Consider the following 23,164-nt stretch of genomic DNA (forward strand, 5'->3'; position numbering starts at 1 on the left):
GCTCCTCCTGACACAGTTTTGTTCAAATCAACCTTTTATTGATCCACCCATAAGCCCTCTGACGAAATACTTTTGCAGCAGGAAAAAAATCGCGAGCGGCATCAGCATGGAGATAAATGCAGCCGAGGTGAGTAAATGCCAGTCGTTGCCTCGTGAACCTACTAAGTCGGCGATCTTCATCGACATGACCTGCACTGACGGTTGATTGCCGATAAAAATCAGCGAGACTAAATAGTCATTCCACACCCATAGGAATTGAAAGATTCCGATAGAAGCCAGTGCGGGCACAGATAACGGCAGAATCAGCCTACTGAAAATAGTGAAATGGCTCGCCCCATCCATAAAAGCCGACTCGAACAAATCCTTAGGAAGCTGACTGATAAAGTTATACATAAAGTAGGTAACTAGCGGTAATCCAAAGGCCGTATGCGCCAGCCAAATGCCCAAGTAGCTTCCGTTCAGTCCAAGAGCCGTATAATCTTTGAGCACTGGAATAAGTGCAACTTGTATCGGAATAACGAGCATAGCAATAATGATGACAAAAAGTGTGCGGCGCCCAGGAAAACGTAGCCAAGCAAAAGCATAGGCGGCAAAAGAAGCGATCAACACCGGAATTACCGTCGCCGGAACAGCAATCGTCAGTGTATTCCAGAAGGCCTGCGACAATCCGGTACCCTTTTGCACCGTTTCACTGCCATCAGCTTGCTTGAGCTTGTATTCCTTGCCCGAAAGCACGTTATTATAGTTATCCAATGTAAGATCCGGTGTCATTTTCCAGCCTTGTTCTTGTTGATTTATGGTACGCGCTCTACGGTTCTCCCACATCAAACGGCTGCCATCGGCCTTCACACCCGCCTTCAGCTGCTCATCGCTATAAGTTTTACCGTTCACCTCGATCGGCTCCCGCAAATCCACATCCTTCGATAGCTGAAGGGTCTCTCCAGCCTTCCACTCCTGATGGGGAAAAGCTTTCCACCATCCAGTCTGCAGAATATCGGCAGCGGGACGGAAGGAGGAAATGAAGAGCCCAAGGGTCGGAAGCAACCAAATGAAACAAATCACACCCAGCACGATATTAACAATCGTCTTGCTGCCTTTTCTCTTCTTTTTCCCGGCCATTAGAATCCCCCTTGCTTACGGAACTGACGTAGATTAATTATGATCACAGGCAACACCGCGATCAGCAGAACAATAGCCAGCGTGGAGCCATAACCGAAATTCCGGTACATAAAGAACTGGCGGTAAAACTGTGTAGCCACTACCTCTGTATCATATTGACCCCCAGTCATCACCATGACGACGTCAAATATTTTCAACGTAAAGACGATAATGGTTGTTGTCACAGTCAGAATGGTTGCTGAAATGTAGGGAATCATGATTCCAAAGAAAATCTTCACCTCATTTGCACCATCCACTCGCGCAGCTTCCAATATGTCATCAGGAACTCCCTTAATAGCTGCTGAGAATATCACCATCGCAAATCCAGTCTGCATCCAGATCAGAATGATGATGAGGAAAAAGTTATTCCACGGCTGAAGCATACTCGTCCACGCCTGTGGTTCTCCCCCGAAATAAGTAACGATGGCGTTCAAAAGTCCAATTTGTTCATCGCCGGGTTGATAGTAATATACAAACTTCCAAATAACGCCTGCAGCTACAAAAGAAATAGCCATCGGCATAAAGATGATCGATTTGGCTAGCTTCTCATAGCTGCTTCTGTCGGCAAGAATTGCGATCAAGAGCCCAAAAGCTACACATGCCAATGTACCAACGAATACCCAAAGTAAGTTGTTACGCAGTGCCGTTGCCATTAGATGGTCGCTAAAGATCGCTGCATAGTTGCTGAGACCCACAAATTTCTCTGAAGAAGCATTAAAAAAGCTTAAATACAGCGTCCGCAGCGCAGGCAGCACCAGTAGCCACCCCAATATAATCACTGCCGGACCAATAAAAATATAAGGCAATACCTTCCTGCGTACGTAATCAGGATATTGCTCGACTGCCCAGGTAAGTGTGTAATAGATCAGATAAACACCCAGAACCCCCCATAGAACAGCCAGAACCGCCGTTAGTAGCGGATTTAGCGTCGAATCCCGAAAGAATAAAAAGATCGAGCCATTAACAACAACATTGGCTATTAATACTAAAAGAGACAGCAATACCGCTCTAAGACTTACCGTCTGCTTGGCTTTTAATTGTGGCTTCAATTGTGGTTGTAGTTGTGATTGTCCACCCATATTAGCTCCAGCTCCTCCTATACTCGCGCTTTGGAAAACAAAAAGAGGGGCAGAGAACCTTCAAATCCCGCTGCCCCTCTTTTAACTGTGTGCTTTCAATATTAGGTTAGTTGTTCCAGCCAGACTGGATTTGTTCCAACGCCTGATCCAGCGTCGCAGTACCACTTACGTAGTCGGTCATGCCCTTCCAGAAGGTACCTGCGCCCACTTTGCCCGGCATCAGGTCAGAGCCATCAAAGCGCAGCGTGGAAGCATCCTGAACCAGCTTCGCCATCCGGCGATCGGATTCTGAGGTATACCAATCCAGGGAAGCATCGTTCATTGGAGCAATTACGCCGCCCGATTGTACCCAGCTCTTAATGGATTCTCCTGTAGTAAAGAATTCCATAACTGCACGCACTTCAGGACGATCGTTGAACATCGCGTAAATATCGCCAGCAACTAGCACTGGTTTACCATATTGAGGATCAATAGGCGGCAGGTAGAACCAATCATAATCTACATCAACCTTTGCCGTTTCAGGGAAGAAGCTTGTAATAAAGTTGCCGAGCATATTAAACCATGCTTTAGGAGGATTATTGAACATTGGCGCTGGGGCATCCCCGAACGATGTCGTCACGATGGATTTTGCACCACCATAGACATAATCCTTGTTGAGCCATATTTTGGACATGGTTTCAACTGCATTTTTCACTTCTGGAGAGGTAAATGGCAGCTCACCCTTTACCCATTTATCGTAATTCTCAGGTGTGGTCGTACGAAGCATTATATTTTCTACCCAGTCTGTTGCTGGCCAGCCTGTTGCAGCACCACTCTCGATACCAATAGCCCAAGCAGGATCACCGTCTTTCGCAATTTGTTCCGTCAGAGCCATCATCTCATCCCATGTCTCAGGAACCTTGTAGCCCGCTTCGTCAAATTGCTTTTTTGGATACCAGACCAAGCTCTTTACATTACTGCGGTTCCAAATCCCCGCCATGATCTTGCCGTCTTTCCCGTCCATATTAGACATATCAAGCCAGCTCTTGTTGTAATTAGCCGTCAATTTGGCTTGATCCAGTACGTTAGTTAAATCGATAACCTTACCAGTCTTAGCAATTGAGGCTAGGAGTCCCGGCTGCGGGAAATCAGCGATATCCGGAGCATTTCCACCGTCTACTCGAATGTTTATCGTAGCTTCGAACTCTTTTGAGCCCTCGTATTGAATATCAATTCCTGTCTTCTCTTCAAACTCTTTAATACTATTCTCAAATTTCACTTGGTCAGCATCTACAAAAGGACCGAACATCGTTACTTTAGTTCCTTTATAGTCGCCTTTCATGGCTAACTCTAACGGCGATCCCGAAGGTTCGGTGCTAGGAGCTGTTGTTGCTTTTTCGGTGTTATCTGCTGTTGGGCTGGAAGTAGCCGCAGGCGGATCTGTAGCCGCTGCGTTGTTGTTATTGCCTCCGCCGCATGCGCTCAGCATCATAGTGAAGGATAAACACAGTACTAATGCCAATGACTGTTTACGTCCTGAGGTTTTCTTCATCTTTTGTACATCCCCTTTAATGGTTTTAGAGATTGCTTCTGACTCAATCATCCGGTACCCTGGCATGTATAAGCAGCTTGTAGCAGATCACCCCCTTGCAAAGCTTTTCAGAATCTAAGGATTTATACTAAAAAAGAATCGAATCACCAATTCCAATTAATTGTAGCGCTTACATTTGTTATAGTATCACATAAAGTAAGCGTTTCCAATCTGTATTTGAAATGTTTTGGTAAAAATTATTTTGATTGTCCAAGCAATTATTCAAATGTTGCCTAAGACGAGCGCCGAATTCTGAAAAGCTTTTCAGAGGGTGGTACAAAAGTGAACTACTCCTATTTTTCTCGTGTAGATTCCCGCACAATCAGCTTATGCTCCATCTTCTCATTCAATACCTGCACTTCACCTGTTGTAAGCAATTCATGCAGCTTCTCGGCCGCACGATACCCTAACTCATAAATCGGCTGTGCAATCGTAGTTAGCTTCGGGATGAACATACCCGACATCCTTAGATTATCAAACCCAATCACGGATACCTGACCTGGAACAAGAATATTGCGATCCTTCAGATAAGAAATCGTCCCCATCGCGAATTCATCTGCAACACAGAAAATAGCAGTTAGCTCAGGGTAATCCGTAAATAGTTCATGTGCAGCTTGATAAGCATGTTCAAACCGATGACTGGCATATTTGCTCTTCACAATATTCTGCTGTAGCCCTGACTCTGTTAGCGCTCTTGCAAATCCCTCATAGCGCGGTGGTCCTGATACGGAATTATCATGGTTAAAACCAATCATACCAATGTCTTTATGACCTAAATCAATCAGGAACTTTACCGCATCATAGGCAGCCGCTTCATCATCCACTTCCACACTCGGAATGTCGAACTCATCGGAATGCGAGGACACTAGCACAAATGGAATTCTACAACCGACCAATTTATCATGATACTCAGGGTAAAGGACATCACTGGCAAATACAATTCCATCCACCTGTTTCTCGTGGAAGTTATCAATATAGGACAGTAGTCGTTCTTTGTCGCGGTCCGTATTGCAGATCATCAGACTATACCCAAGCTTGATGCAAGCATCCTGCATTCCCCGAATCACTCCTGCGAAATACAGGTTCTCAATATCCGGAATAAGCAGGCCCAGTGTAAAGGACTTCTTGTAAATCAAACCACGTGCAAATGAATTAGGTTGATACCGCAATCGTTCTACAGCCTCCATCACTCGATTCCGTTTGCTCTCCACTACCGAATTCGGTGCATTCATAACACGTGACACTGTGCTAATCGACACCTCGGCCATTCTGGCAACATCTCTTATGGTTGGCTTCATAATGATAACTTCCTTTTTTAGGGAACTTTTCGATGTGATTATAGCAAGCCCGATTGGAAATAACAATAGTTTTTTTGAAGCGCTTACATTATTTTAAAAAATTCATCTTTTCCTCCTCTTTCTTACTTGGAAGACAAACAACTTACTTAAAGTGTGTATATAGTTTTATTACATGGTATACTAATCGAGTAGCGATTTTCGTAGCTACAAATACTGCTCTATGAGCATAGAGCATTTATTATAGGAGGGATAACATTGAAACAACCTCGTGACATTCGATTCTCCGTACTGGACCTGGCTTCTATTGTGGAAGGAGGGACCGCGGCAGACTCTTTTCATAACTCTCTAGATTTAGCCCGGCACGCTGAGAAGTGGGGCTATCATCGGTATTGGTTCGCTGAACATCATAATATGATCGGCGTTGCCAGCTCTGCTACCTCACTCTTGATCGGACATATTGCTGGTGGCACCCAAAGTATACGTGTTGGCTCTGGCGGCATCATGCTTTCCAACCACGCGCCACTTGTGATTGCCGAACAGTTCGGGACTCTCGAATCTTTATATCCGGGACGGATCGATCTTGGACTGGGCAGAGCACCCGGATCTGATCAACCAGCTTCCCGTGCGCTACGTCGTGGCCTAGGAAGCGACGGTAGTGAATTCCCTGAGCAGCTAAGTGAGTTAAGAGCTTACTTCGACCCTGCAGGAGCAGGATCGCGCCCAGCCGGAGTACGCGCGGTTCCTGGGGAAGGCTTAAATGTTCCCATCTGGCTCTTAGGCTCCAGCGGCTTTAGTGCTGAGCTAGCAGCCAAGCTAGGGTTGCCTTTTGCCTTTGCCAGCCATTTTGCACCTGAGTATTTACTTCAGGCGCTGCACATATACCACAGTAATTTCCGTCCATCAGAAGTACTAGACAAACCTTATGTTATGATCGGACTCGGGGTTACAGCAGCCGATAGTGTAGATGAGGCAAGAAAGCTGGCTACCTCGCAGCAGCAGCAGTTCCTCAATATCATCCGCGGGCGGACAGGCAAGCTACAACCACCCGTTGAGAGTATGGATGGGCTATGGACGGTACAAGAAAAAGCAATCATGCTCGATAAGCAGCGTTATTCCTTCTCTGGCGATAAAGCAGCGATTAAAGAACGACTTCAAGACATTCTGAAAGAGACACAAGCTGATGAATTGATTATCTCCGCAGGGATTTATGATAATGAGGCTCGTCTTCGTTCCTATGAAATTGTAGCTGAGGCTATGAAAGAACTGTAAGATTGCAGTCCTAACAAGGCAGGACGTTATCTGAGTATCGGGAGTTCTCCCGTTTCAGATATCCGTCTTGCCTTTTTTGTTTTGTTTTCGAAACCGTTCTTAATAAAATACTACTTAGAAATGAAAAAACATAAAAATAAAGAGATATAGAGAGAAATCAACAGATAAACGGACTATACTCTTATTATTTAAGCAAATATGATCTAATTAGTTGTAATACATCATTTTTCTTTGGATATCATTTTGATTATACTTTATGTATTCGCTATAACGAACGATTTGTATTTTAGATACGCCCTCTCCTTCGTTCTTTCGGAAAGATTCCACCCATAATTGAAAGAGTGGTACTTCACAATACCACTTATTTCGACAATGTATTATGGAATAAGTGTTTAAAACGGAGGATTTTGCCGGAAGCCCGCAGATTTTGTTTTCAACAGCTACAAGCGGCTCAGGAGAAAGGAGCAAAGAAAGTGAAGAAGAAATACCATTCGGTCTTCATAGCTGCTTACGTTCTGATTATTCTGGTAGGAGTAATATGGCACGCTGGAGGGGTAAGCGCTCAGGATACCATTAAACTTACTGTGAATTCTCATACCACGAGCACAGCCACCATGAACAATATGAAGCCCGGTGACGAAATGAGCTCAGAGTACACGATTATTAATGATGGCACAGAAGGCTTCGATTACTTTGTGGACTTTAAATTCATCTCTGGAGACGTAGAGCTGTACAATATTCTCCGAATGACACTCGAAAAAGAGGGAGTAATCATCTATTCGGGAGTGATGAGCGAGGCAGCCGGCAGAGTAACCATCGGTTCACTTGCTGGAGGAGAGAAGAGTGTAATTCAAATGGATGTAACCTTCCCATGGGAAGCCGGCAACGAATATCAAGGAAAGGCCACGACCGTAGCTTTTGAATTCTCTGCTTCCGGAGAACCAGGTCCATCCGCCGAGCCTACTTCAACGCCAACGCCAACAGCGACGGTTGCACCTACACCTGATCCATCACCTACAGCAACGCCGGCAGCTACAACTGAACCGACTACAACACCTACGGAAACACCACCAGCTACACCTGAAGCTTCACCAACACCTACGGTTGCACCAACTACAACACCTACGGATTCACCAACGACTACTGTTGCACCAACTACGACACCTACGGATTCACCAACTACGACACCTACGGATTCACCAACGACTACCGCTTCACCTACAGCTGTCGTAACACCTGGTCAATCGGTGCCACCAACTGCTACACCAACACCATCGCCAACACCTACAGCTTCACCGCCTGCTGTCGACGAAATAAGCGTTACTGAAGAACCGATTCCAATGGGCGGAAGCAGTAATGAGCCTACACCTGCAGCTTCAACAGGTGCTGGTAGTCAAACCACCAGTGCAACACCTCGGCCAAGCGATGAGGTAGCCTTACCTGACGGCGACATTCCTTTGGGCGCACCAGAGGCAGGCAACGCGCTTCCAAATACCGCCGAGCCTTGGTATAACTTAATTCTTGCCAGCTTAGCTATTGCGGTACTCAGCGTGATCATCATGCGCAGATTGAAATCGAAGAAAGAATAACGTTTAGTAATATAAGTCTGGAGGAGAGAGTATGAAGAAGCGTAATGGTGTCTTATTAACCGTGAAGCTAATCTTCATACTCTCTTTAGTTGTGCTGATTTATTCGATCGTTCAAGTCGTCAAAGCGCCCATCGAGGCCAAGCAGGCCCTAAATGATTGGGCAAAAAAGAGGGAGGAAGCCCTCGCCCTGCCCCTTCCAAATGAAGAGAACCCTCTCCCTAAGGGAATGGTCAGTTCTCCAAAAGAACAACCCTCTTCTTTTCCCTCCTATAAAGAGGGTGAGGTGATTGGAGAAATCCGCTTCCCCACCTTAAATAAGAAGGTGGCTATTCTGGAGGGTACGGAAAGCCCAGAATTAAAAAAAGGAGCTGGACACTATATAGGTAGCGCAACCATCGGTGCAATCGGTAATAGTGTGCTTGCTGGACACCGTGATACCGTATTTCGCAGTATAGGAGAACTTGTCGCAGGAGATCTGATCGAACTGGAAAGCATGGACGGTACGTTCACCTACGAAGTGACCGGCAGCACGATTGTAGACGGGAATGAACGCGGTGCAATAAAACCAAGCGATAAGGCTATTCTTACCTTGATCACCTGTTACCCTTTTTCATACGTAGGGTCAGCACCGGACCGGTATTTACTTTCAGCAAAGCTAGTGAAGCAAGAAACATCACCTCATTAAAGTTAATCTTACTCTTAATCTTCCTCCTCAGGGATGAGACCGGATATGGAAAGTGATACTATATAGATACAACAGTAATGAGGAGATGACCCACAGTGAAAAAAGAGGTTATAGAACGGTTTATTTCGTATGCTCGAATGGATACCCAATCGAACGAGGATAATGAAACTTGTCCGTCCACTCCGGGGCAGATGGTGCTGGCCCACAAGCTGGTCGAAGAGCTCAAGGAGATCGGCATGAATGAAGTGCAGGTGGACGAGCATGGGTATGTCATGGCTACACTCCCAGCCAATACGGAGAAGGATGTTCCAACCATTGGTTTTTTGGCGCATCTCGATACAGCAACTGATTTCACAGGAACGAATGTAAAGCCGCAGATCGTGGAGAACTACGATGGCAAAGATATTCTTTTGAACAAAGAATTAAATGTTGTATTGTCTACAACGAGCTTCCCAGAGCTGGCAGAATATAAAGGCCATACATTAATTACAACCGATGGTACCACCCTGCTTGGCGCAGACAATAAAGCCGGTATTGCCGAGATTATGACTGCCATGCATTATCTCATTCAACATCCAGAAATCAAGCATGGGAAGATTAGAGTCGCCTTCACACCGGACGAAGAAATTGGCCGCGGACCTCATAAATTTGACGTAGCTGCTTTTAATGCTTCTTACGCTTACACTGTGGACGGAGGCCCACTCGGTGAACTAGAGTATGAAAGCTTTAATGCTGCATCTGCCAAAATCTCAGTTTACGGAGTCAATGTACATCCTGGTACTGCCAAAGGAAAAATGATTCATTCTGCAAAAATAGCTATGGCGCTCCATCTTAGACTCCCTGCTGAGGAAGCACCTGAGTACACAGATGGTTATGATGGCTTTTATCACCTAAGCTCTATTGAGGGCACACCAGAATTCAGTAAACTCCAATATATTATCCGTGACTTCGACCGTGAGAAATTCGAGGCACGTAAAGCCTATCTTTCTGCCATCGTAGATGAATTCAAGAGCATCCATGGTGAAGAGAACATCGTACTTGAAATGAAAGACCAATATTACAACATGCGCGAAAAAATCGAACCGGTGCGTCATATTGTCGATATTGCCCATGAGGCGATGGAGAATTTGAGCATCACACCGATCATCCGCCCGATTCGCGGGGGAACAGATGGCTCACAGCTCTCCTATATGGGCTTGCCGACACCTAATATATTCACCGGGGGCGAAAATTTCCACGGCAAATTCGAATACGCCTCTGCTGACAACATGGAAAAATCGGTAAACGTAATCGTCGAGATCGCCAAGCTGTTCGAACAAAAAGCCTAAATCATAATTTACATCACTCTATATTAAACACAAAAAATCCCTGAAAAGGTCGATTCAGACCTCTCAGGGATTATTAATGTTCACAGTCTATTATTAGCATCTATCTTCCGGCGGTGTGTCTTTCCAGATCACATTTTCCCCGTAATTCTTACCCCAATCATACATCAATCGAAGGACGGGAAGCAGACTCTGCCCATATGAGGTCAGGGAATACTCAACTTTTGGAGGAACCTCGGCATACACTTTCCGAAGCACCAACTGATCTTCTTCAAGCTCTCGAAGCTGATTAGTCAACATTTTTTGTGTAATATGAGGAATTAACTTCTTCAGCTCACTGAACCGCTTGGTCCCTTCAAGCCCAAGATGCCACAGAATTATCAGCTTCCATTTGCCTCCAATTACCGCAAGCGTCAGTTCCTTCTCGCAGTTAATTTCCTTCAAGTTGATGCGATCTTTAATCTCGGTTGCCATAACTAAAGCGCCTCCTCTCTCCTATTGTCATCCTACACACACCTATTAATTAGCTTGGAACGTTATTATTTCTATGCAGCTTGTAAACTTTTATATTAACACAAAAACGAATAACCTCCTTTCTAGGAAGGCATTCGTTTCTGTACTCTCACTCTAAATTAGCATGTTTGCCGAACATCATCTTAGTCGACTGCCCCGTTTTCTCCATCATTCGCAGAATAACCGCATCATAGAAGACCAACATCGTCTGTTCAAATAAGGATGCCATCGGCTGGATTGTGTTGTAGCTTCCATCAGCCTGATCTTTTGGAGATCCTGGCAGCTTCACTGTATAGTTCGCTAAACGCCCTACAGTCGAATCTGGCGTGATCGTAACGGCAATAACCTCCGCACCCACTCCTTTGGCCTTCTCGGCCATAGAGATCAGCCCCTTCGTCTCACCTGAACCGGAACCGAGCACAAGCACATCACCAGGCTCGATACCCGGGGTTACCGTTTCTCCCACGACGTACGCTTCTTTACCGACATGCATGAGTCGCATTGCAAAAGCTCGTCCCATTAATCCTGATCTACCAGCCCCGGCCACAAATACCTTATTCGACTGAAGAAGGAGTTCAGCCATTCGCTCAGCCTCTTGATGATCAAGCTGAGAAATGGAGCGCTGAAGCTCCAATATAATTTGCTGCGCATATTTCATTGTGTCCATTGTAATCTTAAGCCTGACTAACTAGGCGTTTCATTTCTGCCGCAGCAGCCTTTTGATCAGTCTCGCCTGTGATGCCGCCACCTACAATTACAAGATCAGGATTCGCTGCGATAACTTCCGGAAGTGTACTTAGCTTGATTCCCCCTGCGATAGCGGTTTTAGCCTGCTTAACCACACTTTTAATTGCATTCAAATCTGCAAAGGAATTTTTACCTTCCGCTTGATGGTCATAGCCAGAGTGTACGCAGACATAGTCTACACCAAGTGCGTCTACTTCAGCCGCTCTAACTTTAATATCCTTCACATTAATCAGGTCAACCAGAATCTCTTTATTGGTTTTTTTCGCTTCCTCCACTGCACCTCTAATGGTAGCATCATCAGAAACACCAAGTACTGTAACAATATCCGCGCCTGCTTCCACAGCCTTCATCACTTCATAACCGCCTGCGTCCATGATTTTCAGGTCAGCCAACACTGTCAAAGAAGGAAAAGCTTCTTTGATAGCCTTCACTGCGTGCAGTCCTTCATTTATAACGATAGGCGTTCCAATTTCAACAATATCTATATATTCAGCAACCTCTGAGACAATCTCTTTCGCTCCCGCAATGTCTACAAGATCTAACGCTAATTGCAATTTCATATTTATGTGCACTCCCTATTTATATATTTTTGTAAGTCATGTACAAATTGTAGAGCCTTACACTCCTTAAGGGAAGTAGGCACTTTATTGTGATGTAGTTACCTGGAGGATACTAATGTACTCCTACTGACTTTATTTCTGCTCTAATCCATAACCTTTTGTCATATTTTTGTAAAAGTACTGCATTTTCATGAAAGCTGTGCTAACATTACAGTTTGTTTATGGAATAACAGGAATTTAATCATGATGTAAGAAGGTGTACAATGAAGCACAATAATCACCAAGAATTTAACCTTGTAAAACTAACTTGGCCGATATTCCTGGAACTGTTCCTATTTATGCTCATGGGCAGTGTGGATACTTTTATGATTAGCTCCGTATCGGACGATGCCGTATCAGGCGTTGGCGCAGCGAATCAGATTATCACAATGGCTATTTTAGTTCTCAGTGTAATTGGTAACGGCGCAGCAATTGTGGTCTCCCAATACCTCGGTTCCAAAAAACCTCTGGAAGCCGCTCAAGTGACCGGCAATGCCATTACCCTAAACCTGTTAGTAGGAATTGTCCTAAGTACGTTTTTGCTAATATTCGGAGGAACTCTACTAACTGCTCTGAATGTAAAAGGGGATATTCTCGTTTACGCTAAATCCTATATACATATTGTCGGGGGCGGTATTTTTCTCCAAGCATTAATCAATGCTCTGGCGACCACAATCCGTACGCACGGTTTCACTAAACAGACCATGGTCGTATCCTTGCTGATGAACATCATTCACGTGGTGGGTAACTACTTACTCATCTATGGTCATTTCGGACTTCCAGCGTTAGGTGTCGAAGGCGCAGCTATCTCAACGGTTGTCAGTCGGTTTATCTGTCTTATTATTTTCTTCTTACTGCTCTACAGAGTGATGGAGGTACGGGTAAAGTTAACCTACTACATTCATCTTTCCAAAAAGTATGTGCAGCAAATTCTCAAAATCGGCATCCCGTCCGCGTTTGAGTCGATTATTTATCAATCTTGTCAGCTCGTATTCACGCTGTATATTACCTATCTGGGCGCCGAGGCTATGGCCACTCGTCAATACGCGCTCAACATTTCCAATTACATTTATTTATTTAGTGTAGCCGTCTCCATGGGAACCTCCATTATCGTAGGACATCTGGTGGGAGCCAGGCGCCCCAAGGAAGCCTATAAGCGTGTATTCACCAGTGTGAAGTGGGCACTTCTGGTCACAGTAGTAATAGATGCTCTTGTGATCGTCTTCCGGGTACCACTATTTGGTCTCTTCACAGACAACGAGAACATTATTCTGATGGGGGCTCAGGTTATACTGCTTAGTTTCTTCCTAGAGACCGGTCGCACAACTAATTTGGTCATCATTAACTCACTACGCGCCTCGGGCGATGCGAAGTTTCCAGTATATATGGGACTGATCTCCATGGTCTGCATGAGCTTACCCCTTGGCTATTTCCTGGTATTCCAGCTTAATCTGGGATTGGCCGGTGTGTGGATTGCCACTGCGGCTGATGAGTGGACAAGAGCTGTCATTATGTATTTCCGTTGGAAGAGTCGAGCTTGGGAGAAACATGGACTGATTCAGCACGATGATGTAGAACATGTCACATCTTCCAATACCCCTGCAGCTGTAAATTAACGAATTTATTTAGGTGGTTCTCTAAGGTCAGACCAGATCTTAAGGGTCCACCTTTTTTAACGCTTCATGATTACATAAATTTTAGAATGAACAAAGCATTCTACGTTACAATAGATAGAACCTAATTAATTTAAAGGGGGAGAACCTCATGCCGGAAGAAACCGGAATCCACGAGTTATTGACGCTCAAGACGATTGCGGAGACCTTAAACAGTTCCAATGAGCTCAAACCGATGCTCGATACAGTTATGGGCAAGCTGTTAGATCTGACAGGAAATACGGCAGGCTGGATCTTCCTGAGTGAAGAGAATATGGAGTATGAATTCGCCGCAGATCGGGGTTTACCGCCAGCTCTGCAACGGGACAATAAACAGCCGATGCAGTGTGGAAGCTGCTGGTGCTTAGATCGCCTATGGGACGGACGGCTAGAGCAGGCTGTTAACATTCTAAACTGCAAGCGGCTCAGTAATGCCAGGCAAAATAACTGGGGTGATACATTAGGGATCACCCACCACGCCACTATCCCGCTGCATTCAGGCAATCGCTACTTAGGACTTATGAATGTAGCTGCACCGGGCAAAGCACATTACCCCGACAGCGAGCTGGCTCTACTGCAATCCGTGGCCTTGCAAATCGGCAGTGCCATTGAACGCATGCAGTTATATAGCACCGAGCAGCGCCGTGCCAATCTGTACGCCAAATTAGGTGAATTCAGCGCCGCTTTGAATCTAACGGCTAGTGAATGTACCTCCCCAAGCATTTTGGCGGAGAAAACCACCGCACTGATTGCCCAATATTTCGATTGGCCTTTTGCAGCGATTATTGGACAGCATGAGGGCAAATTCGAAGTACACGCAGCCGCTCATGCAGCTAATATAACACCTGAACTAGCTCCTTTTGAGCTCTCGGATTCCTTTAAGAATCGTCTAAGGAATATTGCGAAAGGACAGCGCTTCGAGGCACTAACCTCTGACGAAGAACAGGAAATTACGAACTCATGCTGTTCCGAACAGCCTGTTACAGAGCGAGTTATAATGCTTGCCGCCCCCTTTCGGCAGATTACTGCACATGGCTCAGCCATTCTACTTATCACCTCGCCTAAAGCACTCGCCTCCGCTACCGCAGATGGAGAAGTACTCGAAGCGATTGCCGAGCACATTTCAGCTACACTGGAAAGTGTACAGCTCGGAGAAAAGCGCCGCGAAATCGCGCGTCTGGACGAGCGGAATCGACTGGCCCGTGACCTTCACGACTCGGTGAACCAGATTCTGTTCTCCCTCTCGATGACGGCTAAAGGTGTAGAAAGGATACTAAAGCAAGAGCACACCTCCCATCCGGCTGCTGAGGCTGTCCGCGATATTCAAGAGCTCTCTCAATCTGCACTCAAAGAAATGCGCGCTTTAATCATGCAGCTTCGCCCTGCAGGACTGGAAGCCGGGTTATTGACCGCGCTGCAGGCTCATGGTCAGCAACTAGGGCTGTTGATACAGAGTCAACGCAGCGGTGTACTTGAACTTCCCCGCAATGTGGAAGAAGGACTCCTGCGCATTGGTCAAGAAGCACTTAATAATGTACGTAAGCACTCCGGAGCTTCTAAAGCTGAAGTATCTCTACATTTGAACGCTACCGAGGTGATACTGAGCATTTCCGATCAGGGTAAGGGCGGTGCCAAACGGCGCAGTAACACAGACACCAATGAATCTCTCGGCCTACATATTATGAAGGAAAGAGCTGAGGCACTCTACGGCCATATTCATATCCAGAGCGAAGAGCATCAAGGCACAACGGTTGAGGTAACCATCCCTTTCCCCCTCCAATCCACATGAAGTCGGGTGATCACAAATGATAATAGGTTTATTACTGGTTGACGATCATGCAATGGTTCGTCGAGGGCTCCAAGTGTTTCTCTCGACACAACCGGACATTAAGGTTATCGGAGAAGCGTCGAACGGCCGCGAGGCACTAGAGAGAACGGCTGAGCTCCAGCCGGATATCATATTAATGGATTTGCACATGCCCGTTATGAACGGCATCGAGACAGCTAAACAGCTGCGGATCTCCCATCCACAGGTCAAAATCATTGTGTTGACCTCCTTTTCTGATCAAGACCATGTACTCCCTGCTATCCGTGTAGGGATCAAAGGATATTTGCTAAAAGACATAGAACCAGAAGCGCTGGTTGTCGCCATCCGCAAGGTACACAGTGGTCAAGTTGAGCTGCATTCCGAAGCTGCCAGTCAACTGATGAATCTAATGGCAGCTTCTACACCAGAACAACTGGATGTTAGCAATCCGGATCTGAACGGACCCAGTACAACATCAGCTACAATCACCGCATCTGAGCTTCTTACCCCGCGTGAGCAGGAAGTGTTAGACCTTATTGCATTAGGTATGAGCAACAAAGAGATTGCCAGTAAGCTGGTCATCACCGAGAAGACTGTTAAGACTCATGTCAGTCATGTACTTGGAAAGTTGAACTTATCGGATCGGACTCAAGCTGCCATTTTTGCATTGAAAAACGGCTACAATTCATAGCGCCACAGCTCATCTACAACTTTAGACTTAGACGCTCAGCACAATGGCTGAGCGTCTTTGCTATGCAGGTTCATCCCTTGTGCTGATGTTAACAGAGGTCGATTCAATTATCATTGGTTTATAGCAATTGACCTCACATAGGAGTGGATACCGATGAAAGTCATGATCCTGACAGGCAGCAATCGAAAAGAAGCGACCAGCACGAAGCTGGCAGAGCATGCCGCACATTTTATTAATCAGCAAGGCGAACAAGTTACCCTGTTTAATCTCCATAAACGCCCACTGCCCTTTTATTCACCAGATGAGTCTTACTCGGAGCATGAGCATCTAAGCGCCCTCCAGCAAGAGATGCTAACTGCGAACGCAATCATCCTGATTACCCCGGAATACCACGGCTCCATGAGCGGCGTGATGAAAAACGCTCTCGACCATCTAGGCCAGACGCACTTCAACGGCAAAGTGGTATTGTCCGGTAGCTCTGCAGGTGGAGCTGTAGGTGTAAGCTCATTACTTCAATTGCAGGCGGTTGTACGCAACCTACATGGGATTAATACGCCAGACTGGATCTCCATCGGCGGGATGCAGCGCAAGCGGTTCGAGGTTGAATACGACGGGTACGAGGGTGGTCAAGAAATTGAAGATCGCATTCGCCTAGTCTTAGAATCATTCCTAAATTTAGCTCGCAAAATCAGTAGCCCGGCAGGTGCCGCCCTATGATCAAAGGACTGTTTGAAACCCATCTGAACGTGACTAACCTAGAACAATCTGCTCATTTCTATGAACATGTTCTGGGACTACCCTTAGCCCATTCGGAGAATACTGAAGGCCGTAAACGGCGATTTTACTGGATTGGAGAAGAACGTAATCAGGCCATGCTGGGGATTTGGGAGAAGACACCTTCCGAGGTTGTGCGTCAGCACTTTGCTTTCCAAGTAACGCTTGAGGATTTGAAGCAGTCAGTATCCTACCTTAGGGCAAAGGGGATTGAAGCCTCCAACTTCCTCGATGATGATAAGGGACAATTGTATGTATTTGGCTGGATGCCAGCCGTATCCGTGTATTTCAGTGATCCAGACGGTCATTCCTTAGAGTTCCTAGCTGTACTGCCTGATCCGCCCAGACCTGAGCTAGGAATGGTACCCTGGAAAGAATGGGAACTGATACACGGAAGAACCTGGTAGTTATTGATAAAATTCAGGCTAAGCCTGCACGAGGAGTCGAGAATATGATAAAAGGACTATACGAAGCACATTTACCAGTAAGTAATCTTGAGGTATCTATCGAATTTTATGAGCGATTGGGATTAAAAATGGCCTGGCGGGATGAGGAAACTGCATTCTTCTGGATTGAGAAAGGCCGGAGTTGGATCGGCATTTGGGAAGGAAAGGAAGTAGAAACGCCATACCACCCATCTTTAAGGCATATTGCCTTCCGCGTAACTTATGACGATCTGAAGCAATCACTGCAATGGCTGGAATCTATTGGGGTAGACGCTGTACCGTTCCGTAATCGAACTTCTGTTGAGCCTTTTATTCGAGCTTATCAAGGGAATGCTTCTGTGTACTTCAATGACCCGGACGGAAACAGCCTGGAATTAATGTGCCATGTAGAGGTTCCTGAACATTTGAAACATCTTTCAGAGAACACCATCTTAACCGAGTGGGAAAAATTGCTCGAACAGAAATAAAATACTCCAACAAAAAAACAGCTGCCCACCATCAAGGGTCCAGCTGTTTGAGTATGTTAGCTGCTTCTATTTAACCATCTCTAGCATGGTTTTAGTAAAGGCTGTTACTTAATCGTGATGCCTTTCTTCATAGCCTTCATATCTGAATTCGTGTTCACAAGCATTGGCAGTATCTTCATACTTCTCGTCATGGGAGAGTTACATTGCCAGCAGGTAGGTACATACTGAAATGCAAAATTATCGCGCATCCAACCGGTGCAACCTTCCTTGGTACAAGACCAAATGGCTGTGTCTTCCTGCGGAAGATCCTCCAGTGCTTTTTTACGAAAATACATAAGTACCCCTCCTTGGATCGAATCGAGACGATTTCGCCACCCTATTAGGGGCAGATTCATAAGATGAAAATAAAAAAGCTGCCCTCAACTTGAGTTAAGGGCAGCCTAATTTTCGAATTACAGTTTTACAACGTTTTCGGCTTGTGGTCCACGAGCGCCTTGAGTTACGTTGAACTCAACGCGTTGGCCTTCGTCCAAAGATTTAAATCCGTCGCCTGTGATTGCGGAGAAGTGTACGAATACGTCGCTTCCACCTTCAACCTCGATAAAACCAAATCCTTTGTCTGCATTAAACCATTTAACTGTACCTGTTTGCATGATATTACCTCCAATATTTTATTTAACACATGTCCTTTTATTCCTACGTAGTGTACGAACAAATAAAAATTCACACATTGGAAAAGGACTCATACGCACAAATGATAACCTTTTACAATATGTGAATTAAGGGTTAAATTTATGATTAACTTCATTGTACCACACTAAATCATTGAATGCAATGTAAATGCCTACTTTTTTTCATTCCGGCTCTATATCCTCTTATTTTAAAGGCTTTAGAGCCGGAAATGTGCAAGGGTTAATCGATGTATCCTGCCAACCCTTTATCCATTAAATAATCCATCTCCGCATCAAGAATCGTCTCCACTGTGATTTCATCCAGCTTCACATCACGCTGGGCAACAACATAGTCAACTAGATCATCATTGTCGATGTCTACCTCGCCTTTGGCATTGGCCTTGGCGTTATTGATAAAGGTCTGTTCATGCTTCAACACTAAACGAATTAGTTTAGGATCTAATTTGGTTTTGGCAGATAATACGGTTACTAATTCCTGCTCGTTTAATTTGTCACTCATTTTTTAAATTTCATCTCCCTACAATGATTACACATCCATTGTAGCATATTTCGCGCTTTAACGCGTCATTACGCGAAGTATACCACGGTTTGTTCACACTTTTCTTGCTACCACAGGCTCTACAACATTCCACTTCAAGTAAGTTATTTAATAAAAACAGTTGTGAGGAACATTGACTTGTGCCAAAATATAAAAAAAGTGTTGGACCAAATTGAATACTAGAAAAGGCGGTTGAATTCATGAGCTCTGTATCTACCCAGCAATTAGACACAAACAGCAACAAGGCACATCGTTATATTGAAGACGTATACGCACAGGTTGTTGCGCGTAATCCTTTCGAGCCCGAATTCCATCAGGCTGTAAAGGAAATCCTTGAATCTTTGCTTCCAATCCTGGCTGCTGAACCTAAGTATCAGGAAAATGCCATTCTGGAAAGATTGGTTGAACCAGAACGTTTGATTATGTTCCGTGTTCCTTGGACAGATGATCAAGGCAAGGTCAGAGTTAACCGTGGATATCGTGTACAGTTCAGCAGTGCCATTGGACCTTACAAAGGTGGACTTCGTTTTCACCCATCCGTTAATGCTAGTATTATCAAATTCCTCGGCTTCGAGCAAATTTTCAAAAACGCTCTTACCGGCCAACACATCGGCGGAGGTAAAGGTGGATCCGACTTTGATCCTAAAGGAAAATCCGAAGGCGAAATCATGCGTTTTGCACAAAGCTTCATGACTGAATTGCAAAATTACATCGGTCCTGACCAAGACGTTCCTGCAGGAGATATCGGTGTAGGTGGTCGTGAGATTGGCTACATGTACGGACAATACAAGCGGATCCGCGGAGGATATCCGGCTGGCGTATTGACTGGTAAAGGTATTGGTTACGGCGGAAGTCAGGCTCGGACAGAAGCTACTGGTTACGGTACAGTTTATTTCGTAAACGAGATGCTAAAAGCAAAAGGCCTTTCCTTTGAAGGAAGTCGCGTTGTTGTTTCCGGTTCTGGTAACGTAGCGATCTATGCGATTGAAAAAGCTGTACAGCTAGGTGCAACAGTCGTAGCTTGTAGTGACTCCGCTGGATATATCTATGACGAAAACGGCATTAACCTCGAAACTGTCCGCCGCCTGAAAGAAGTCGAAAGAAAACGGATTAGTGAATATGTGAATGAACACCCTAACGCTGTGTATACCGAAGATTCCACGCAAATTTGGACTATTCCTTGTGATATCGCCCTTCCGAGTGCTACTCAGAATGAGATTGATGAAGCCATGGCATTGAAACTGATTGAAAATGGTGTTAAAGCAGTCGGCGAAGGCGCCAACATGCCATCCACCCTTGAAGCTATTCACCAGTTCCAACAAGCTGGCGTGCTATTCGCACCTGCCAAAGCAGCTAATGCTGGCGGCGTAGCTGTATCTGCACTTGAAATGGCACAAAACAGCATGCGTATGTCCTGGAGCTTTGAAGATGTTGATACGAAGCTGCATGAGATCATGGTTTCCATTTATCAACAGTCTGTAGATGCATCCGAGCAGTATGGACAGTCCGGCAACCTCGTTGCAGGAGCAAACATCGCTGGATTCAAAAAAGTAGCCGATGCTATGTTGGCTGAAGGCGTAATCTAATCAAGTATAAACAAACGGCGTTGTGATCATACGAAGTCCCCGTAACCGGAGAGTAAGCAGCCGGGGACGGGGACTTTTTAATTCAACTATGAGTTCTAACCTCTACCCCTTAGTCACATTCTCCGTCGCTGCCTGCCCCTCCTCCATTTTGTTTGATACCTTTTGATAGAGATAGGAGATCCCGAGCAGGCAAATCCCAAAGCTGGCATAGGCGATAATCTTACTTCCGGTATTCAGTAGTCCCAGATCGTATAGCAGCAGCTTACCTGTCGCCAGAAGCGTTAATCCAAGGCCGAAGCGCCGGATATACACATATCTTTTGCGGAAGCCGTACATGATGAACAGAACTGCTATCAACAGATACACAAGACTAAATATTAATCCCGCATCGTTTAATTGCAGCTGTACCCCCAGAAAAGCGGTGATGATTCCGAGCAGATATACCCCCATGAAGACAGGATAAATTTCCATACTTTTATACTCACGTTTAAGCAAGGTGATCAGCAGATCACGTCCGCTAAACCACACGAAAATATTGAAGATAATGAGTATACCCAGTGCGATATAATCAGCCCCGGTATTACGTGAAAGATCATTCTGCAGGCTTGGCAAGCCTACTGTAATCACCAAACAAATAGCATATCCGATCCCAAAGAGAAGTCTCACAAAATACTTAACAATCGTGTCATAAAGCACCTTCACCTTTGGCAATACATAGGCCAGAATAATAGTTAACAGAGCGGACAGCAGCAAATTATAGAAGGTTCTATGCGAGAAATCCTCCGGTACAGCGAGACGATACAGTCTTCTCGATTCATATAAACCATAGATCCAAAAATTCAATAATGCTGCGTATTTAAACCACAGGGCTAAGGTGATTTCGTAAGGCTCACTGCGCTGTAGGACATCCTTTCGATTATGCTGAACGGCGTACCATACGGCGATAATCAGCATGCCTGCAGTAATGAAGACATATTTTAGCGGAAAATAGGCGTCTGTGGTATTCAGCCATTCATTGGCTATACTGAGCTGTATCGGTACATTTAAACCGAAGAACATCACAAGGCACAATGTCAAAATCCCCCAGCCCGCTCTTTCCATCCCCTTAAATCGATTTAGATTACCAAACAGGGTAAGAACGACGCCTTCGATCAACCAGCCTATGGACCACCAAGCTGCTCCGAATTGGAACGGAATCATCAGAATACCGAAGGTCAGCGAAGTAGCGTAGAACAGCAGCATGCTTTCTTTTTCCTGTGGCATAAGCTTCTCAATTCCTCTTCCAAGACCCAGATACAGCAGACAGAATAGCAGCGCCAGCGCACCATTGTAAGCCTTGAGCCCTGCATCGAGAAATAGAAGATACAAGGTAAGACAGCTAATAAACGTATTGCATCCCAGTAGAGAGAAATCCCACCAAGACAACTTGGAGCGATACTTGAACGGGTACCATAACGTAATACCCAAATACATCGCAAATGTCAGCACCGCATAAATCATATTCATGCCGTTGCTATCCGATAACGCTATTAATATCAGCATAGAGGGTGTATTAAATAAGTAGCTGATGTAATTAACCACGTTCCAGCGTTTGCGGAAGGAGATTAGTAGAATGAATAAATTCAGAAGAAACAAGTAGCCCATTGCCACATAAACTGCATTGCCCGAAAGACCGAAAGCCCCCAGATAAGAATATAGTGGCAGGTACCCTCCGATTAAGCCCAAAGCACAAATACTTCGTGATTCATACCTTAAAGACAGGAGCACCGCAGTCAAAGTGACGAGCACCGATAAGGAAAGCCCTACATAAATACTGATAATATCCAGTAAAAAATAGCTATAGAAAATAGAGCCGTACAGCACTGAAATTCCGCCGCCAAGCAGCCCTAAAGCGAACGTCCCTTTTCCTTTGCGATATAGCCACTCCCCGCCCCCTAACATCAGTAAACCCAGTAGGAAAAAGGCTCCCCCTTTCATATACCCGGTGAACCAATTGGAATAGGAGTATCTGAATGCCGCTCCCACGGCCAAGATCAGTAGCAGGATCCCAAGCTTGTTAATCCAACCTAGTCCAATTTTCATTTCGATCTGATTTTGTTTTCTTCGGCGTTCCAATACTTCTTCACTGATCTCTTCTGAGGCAAAATCATGTAATCCGTTATCCATTCTGGAGTTCAGAGCAATCTCGGATTCCCTCAGTCTTTGTCGCTGCGCTAGTACACGCTCATTTAACTCCGCCGACAACGCTCCAATCTGGCTGGATAAATCCGCTTTATCCTCACCCAGCTGCCTCGCGGCTGTTTGATACAGCTGCTGAATATGACGCTTCGTCTCCATCTCAAAAGCCGTCAGCCGGTCCGTATGGGTAAGGCTTTTAGAGGAAAAATAAGTCTGCAGCTTCTGTCTCGACAAGCTAAGAATACCAAGTTTCTCATTTAAGATTTGTTCCGTTAGTGTAACTTTTAGCTCTACATTCTCTTCTTGAAGCTTCCCTACCTGAGTCTTTAAATCTACTAGAGCAAGCTTATGTTTCTCATATTCCTTCTTCAAGTGTTCATTCTCGTTGACCAGATCGTGACTTTCATATTCCGCAATCAGAGCTTCATATTCCTTAATAAGCCCGTCCTGCTGGACCTTCATGAATCTAAGTCGATCTTTGAATGACTCCATAGCGCCTCC

The 23,164-nt window shown here is 45.3% G+C and carries 22 protein-coding genes; 11 read left to right on the plus strand and 11 right to left on the minus strand.

The genetic code is table 11. The annotated features are described in order from the left end of the window. Positions 1-27 precede the first annotated feature (27 nt). The 4 genes from MHB64_RS29320 to MHB64_RS29335 all read right to left on the minus strand — a co-directional run bounded on the left by MHB64_RS29320 (position 28) and on the right by MHB64_RS29335 (position 5,105). On the minus strand, positions 28-1,119 hold the full coding sequence (locus MHB64_RS29320; RefSeq protein WP_341135938.1) for a carbohydrate ABC transporter permease: 1,092 nt from the start codon (positions 1,117-1,119) through the stop codon (positions 28-30). Continuing rightward, the gene (locus MHB64_RS29325) at positions 1,119-2,237 is read right to left on the minus strand and encodes a carbohydrate ABC transporter permease (RefSeq protein WP_094868353.1); all 1,119 of its coding nucleotides are present in this window, start codon (positions 2,235-2,237) and stop codon (positions 1,119-1,121) included. The genes MHB64_RS29320 and MHB64_RS29325 overlap by 1 nt, the downstream gene beginning before the upstream one ends. A 106-nt stretch (positions 2,238-2,343) precedes the next feature. Next, complete coding sequence (locus MHB64_RS29330; RefSeq protein ID WP_094868491.1) at positions 2,344-3,768, minus strand: ABC transporter substrate-binding protein; 1,425 nt, start codon at positions 3,766-3,768, stop codon at positions 2,344-2,346. Positions 3,769-4,100: 332 nt separating this feature from the next. Continuing rightward, positions 4,101-5,105, minus strand: coding sequence for a LacI family DNA-binding transcriptional regulator (locus MHB64_RS29335; RefSeq protein WP_094868354.1), 1,005 nt, complete (start codon positions 5,103-5,105; stop codon positions 4,101-4,103). Between the two features lie 255 nt (positions 5,106-5,360). Between MHB64_RS29335 and MHB64_RS29340 the strand changes: the two genes are divergently transcribed. The 4 genes from MHB64_RS29340 (at position 5,361) to pepT (ending at position 9,976) form a co-directional block, all read left to right on the plus strand. After that, positions 5,361-6,374 carry an LLM class flavin-dependent oxidoreductase gene (locus MHB64_RS29340; protein WP_094868355.1) on the plus strand — a complete coding sequence of 338 codons (1,014 nt, stop codon included), beginning with the start codon at positions 5,361-5,363 and terminating at the stop codon, positions 6,372-6,374. A gap of 473 nt (positions 6,375-6,847) precedes the next feature. Next, complete coding sequence (locus MHB64_RS29345) at positions 6,848-7,963, plus strand: hypothetical protein (protein ID WP_341135939.1); 1,116 nt, start codon at positions 6,848-6,850, stop codon at positions 7,961-7,963. Positions 7,964-7,994: 31 nt separating this feature from the next. Then, positions 7,995-8,648, plus strand: a complete 654-nt coding sequence (locus MHB64_RS29350) for a sortase (RefSeq protein WP_341135940.1) — start codon at positions 7,995-7,997, stop codon at positions 8,646-8,648. A 95-nt stretch (positions 8,649-8,743) separates the two neighbouring features. After that, positions 8,744-9,976, plus strand: coding sequence for a peptidase T (pepT, locus tag MHB64_RS29355; RefSeq protein ID WP_341135941.1), 1,233 nt, complete (start codon positions 8,744-8,746; stop codon positions 9,974-9,976). Positions 9,977-10,069: 93 nt separating this feature from the next. On the opposite strand, the gene MHB64_RS29360 is transcribed toward pepT, so the two are convergent. The 3 genes from MHB64_RS29360 to hxlA all read right to left on the minus strand — a co-directional run bounded on the left by MHB64_RS29360 (position 10,070) and on the right by hxlA (position 11,793). Further along, entirely contained in the window at positions 10,070-10,447 is a 378-nt protein-coding gene (locus MHB64_RS29360; RefSeq protein WP_094878633.1) for a winged helix-turn-helix transcriptional regulator, read from the minus strand. Between the two features lie 148 nt (positions 10,448-10,595). Then, entirely contained in the window at positions 10,596-11,153 is a 558-nt protein-coding gene (gene hxlB, locus MHB64_RS29365; protein WP_341135942.1) for a 6-phospho-3-hexuloisomerase, read from the minus strand. Positions 11,154-11,160: 7 nt separating this feature from the next. Further along, positions 11,161-11,793, minus strand: coding sequence for a 3-hexulose-6-phosphate synthase (hxlA, locus tag MHB64_RS29370; RefSeq protein WP_094868359.1), 633 nt, complete (start codon positions 11,791-11,793; stop codon positions 11,161-11,163). 263 nt (positions 11,794-12,056) lie between these two features. Here hxlA and MHB64_RS29375 point away from each other — a divergent pair, with 263 nt between their 5' ends. From MHB64_RS29375 to MHB64_RS29400, 6 genes are all read left to right on the plus strand, one after another. Beyond that, the gene (locus MHB64_RS29375; protein ID WP_094868360.1) at positions 12,057-13,448 is read left to right on the plus strand and encodes an MATE family efflux transporter; all 1,392 of its coding nucleotides are present in this window, start codon (positions 12,057-12,059) and stop codon (positions 13,446-13,448) included. 148 nt (positions 13,449-13,596) lie between these two features. Beyond that, complete coding sequence (locus MHB64_RS29380; protein WP_341135943.1) at positions 13,597-15,273, plus strand: GAF domain-containing sensor histidine kinase; 1,677 nt, start codon at positions 13,597-13,599, stop codon at positions 15,271-15,273. 16 nt (positions 15,274-15,289) lie between these two features. Beyond that, on the plus strand, positions 15,290-15,982 hold the full coding sequence (locus MHB64_RS29385) for a response regulator (protein WP_256989662.1): 693 nt from the start codon (positions 15,290-15,292) through the stop codon (positions 15,980-15,982). A 153-nt stretch (positions 15,983-16,135) separates the two neighbouring features. Further along, a complete protein-coding gene (locus MHB64_RS29390) occupies positions 16,136-16,699 on the plus strand; it encodes an NADPH-dependent FMN reductase (RefSeq protein WP_341135944.1) in 564 nt (187 codons plus the stop codon). Next, positions 16,696-17,163: a VOC family protein gene (locus MHB64_RS29395; RefSeq protein ID WP_094878629.1), complete on the plus strand. Its 468-nt coding sequence runs from the start codon at positions 16,696-16,698 to the stop codon at positions 17,161-17,163. Before MHB64_RS29390 ends, MHB64_RS29395 begins: the two co-directional genes overlap by 4 nt. 44 nt (positions 17,164-17,207) lie before the next feature. Further along, complete coding sequence (locus tag MHB64_RS29400; protein ID WP_094878628.1) at positions 17,208-17,669, plus strand: VOC family protein; 462 nt, start codon at positions 17,208-17,210, stop codon at positions 17,667-17,669. Between the two features lie 104 nt (positions 17,670-17,773). On the opposite strand, the gene MHB64_RS29405 is transcribed toward MHB64_RS29400, so the two are convergent. From MHB64_RS29405 to MHB64_RS29415, 3 genes are all read right to left on the minus strand, one after another. Then, positions 17,774-18,004: a cold-shock protein gene (locus MHB64_RS29405; RefSeq protein WP_042131520.1), complete on the minus strand. Its 231-nt coding sequence runs from the start codon at positions 18,002-18,004 to the stop codon at positions 17,774-17,776. A 117-nt stretch (positions 18,005-18,121) separates the two neighbouring features. Continuing rightward, positions 18,122-18,322 carry a cold-shock protein gene (locus MHB64_RS29410; RefSeq protein WP_019914790.1) on the minus strand — a complete coding sequence of 67 codons (201 nt, stop codon included), beginning with the start codon at positions 18,320-18,322 and terminating at the stop codon, positions 18,122-18,124. Between the two features lie 259 nt (positions 18,323-18,581). Beyond that, on the minus strand, positions 18,582-18,860 hold the full coding sequence (locus MHB64_RS29415) for a hypothetical protein (RefSeq protein ID WP_094868365.1): 279 nt from the start codon (positions 18,858-18,860) through the stop codon (positions 18,582-18,584). A gap of 239 nt (positions 18,861-19,099) precedes the next feature. Between MHB64_RS29415 and gdhA the strand changes: the two genes are divergently transcribed. Next, entirely contained in the window at positions 19,100-20,485 is a 1,386-nt protein-coding gene (gene gdhA / locus MHB64_RS29420; protein ID WP_094868366.1) for an NADP-specific glutamate dehydrogenase, read from the plus strand. 102 nt (positions 20,486-20,587) lie between these two features. Here gdhA and MHB64_RS29425 read toward each other — a convergent pair whose 3' ends face one another. Then, positions 20,588-23,155, minus strand: a complete 2,568-nt coding sequence (locus MHB64_RS29425; protein ID WP_341135945.1) for a DUF2339 domain-containing protein — start codon at positions 23,153-23,155, stop codon at positions 20,588-20,590. Positions 23,156-23,164 lie beyond the last annotated feature (9 nt).

The sequence above is a fragment of the Paenibacillus sp. FSL K6-2859 genome, assembly GCF_038008265.1.
Classification (GTDB): domain Bacteria; phylum Bacillota; class Bacilli; order Paenibacillales; family Paenibacillaceae; genus Paenibacillus_AQ; species Paenibacillus_AQ nitricinens.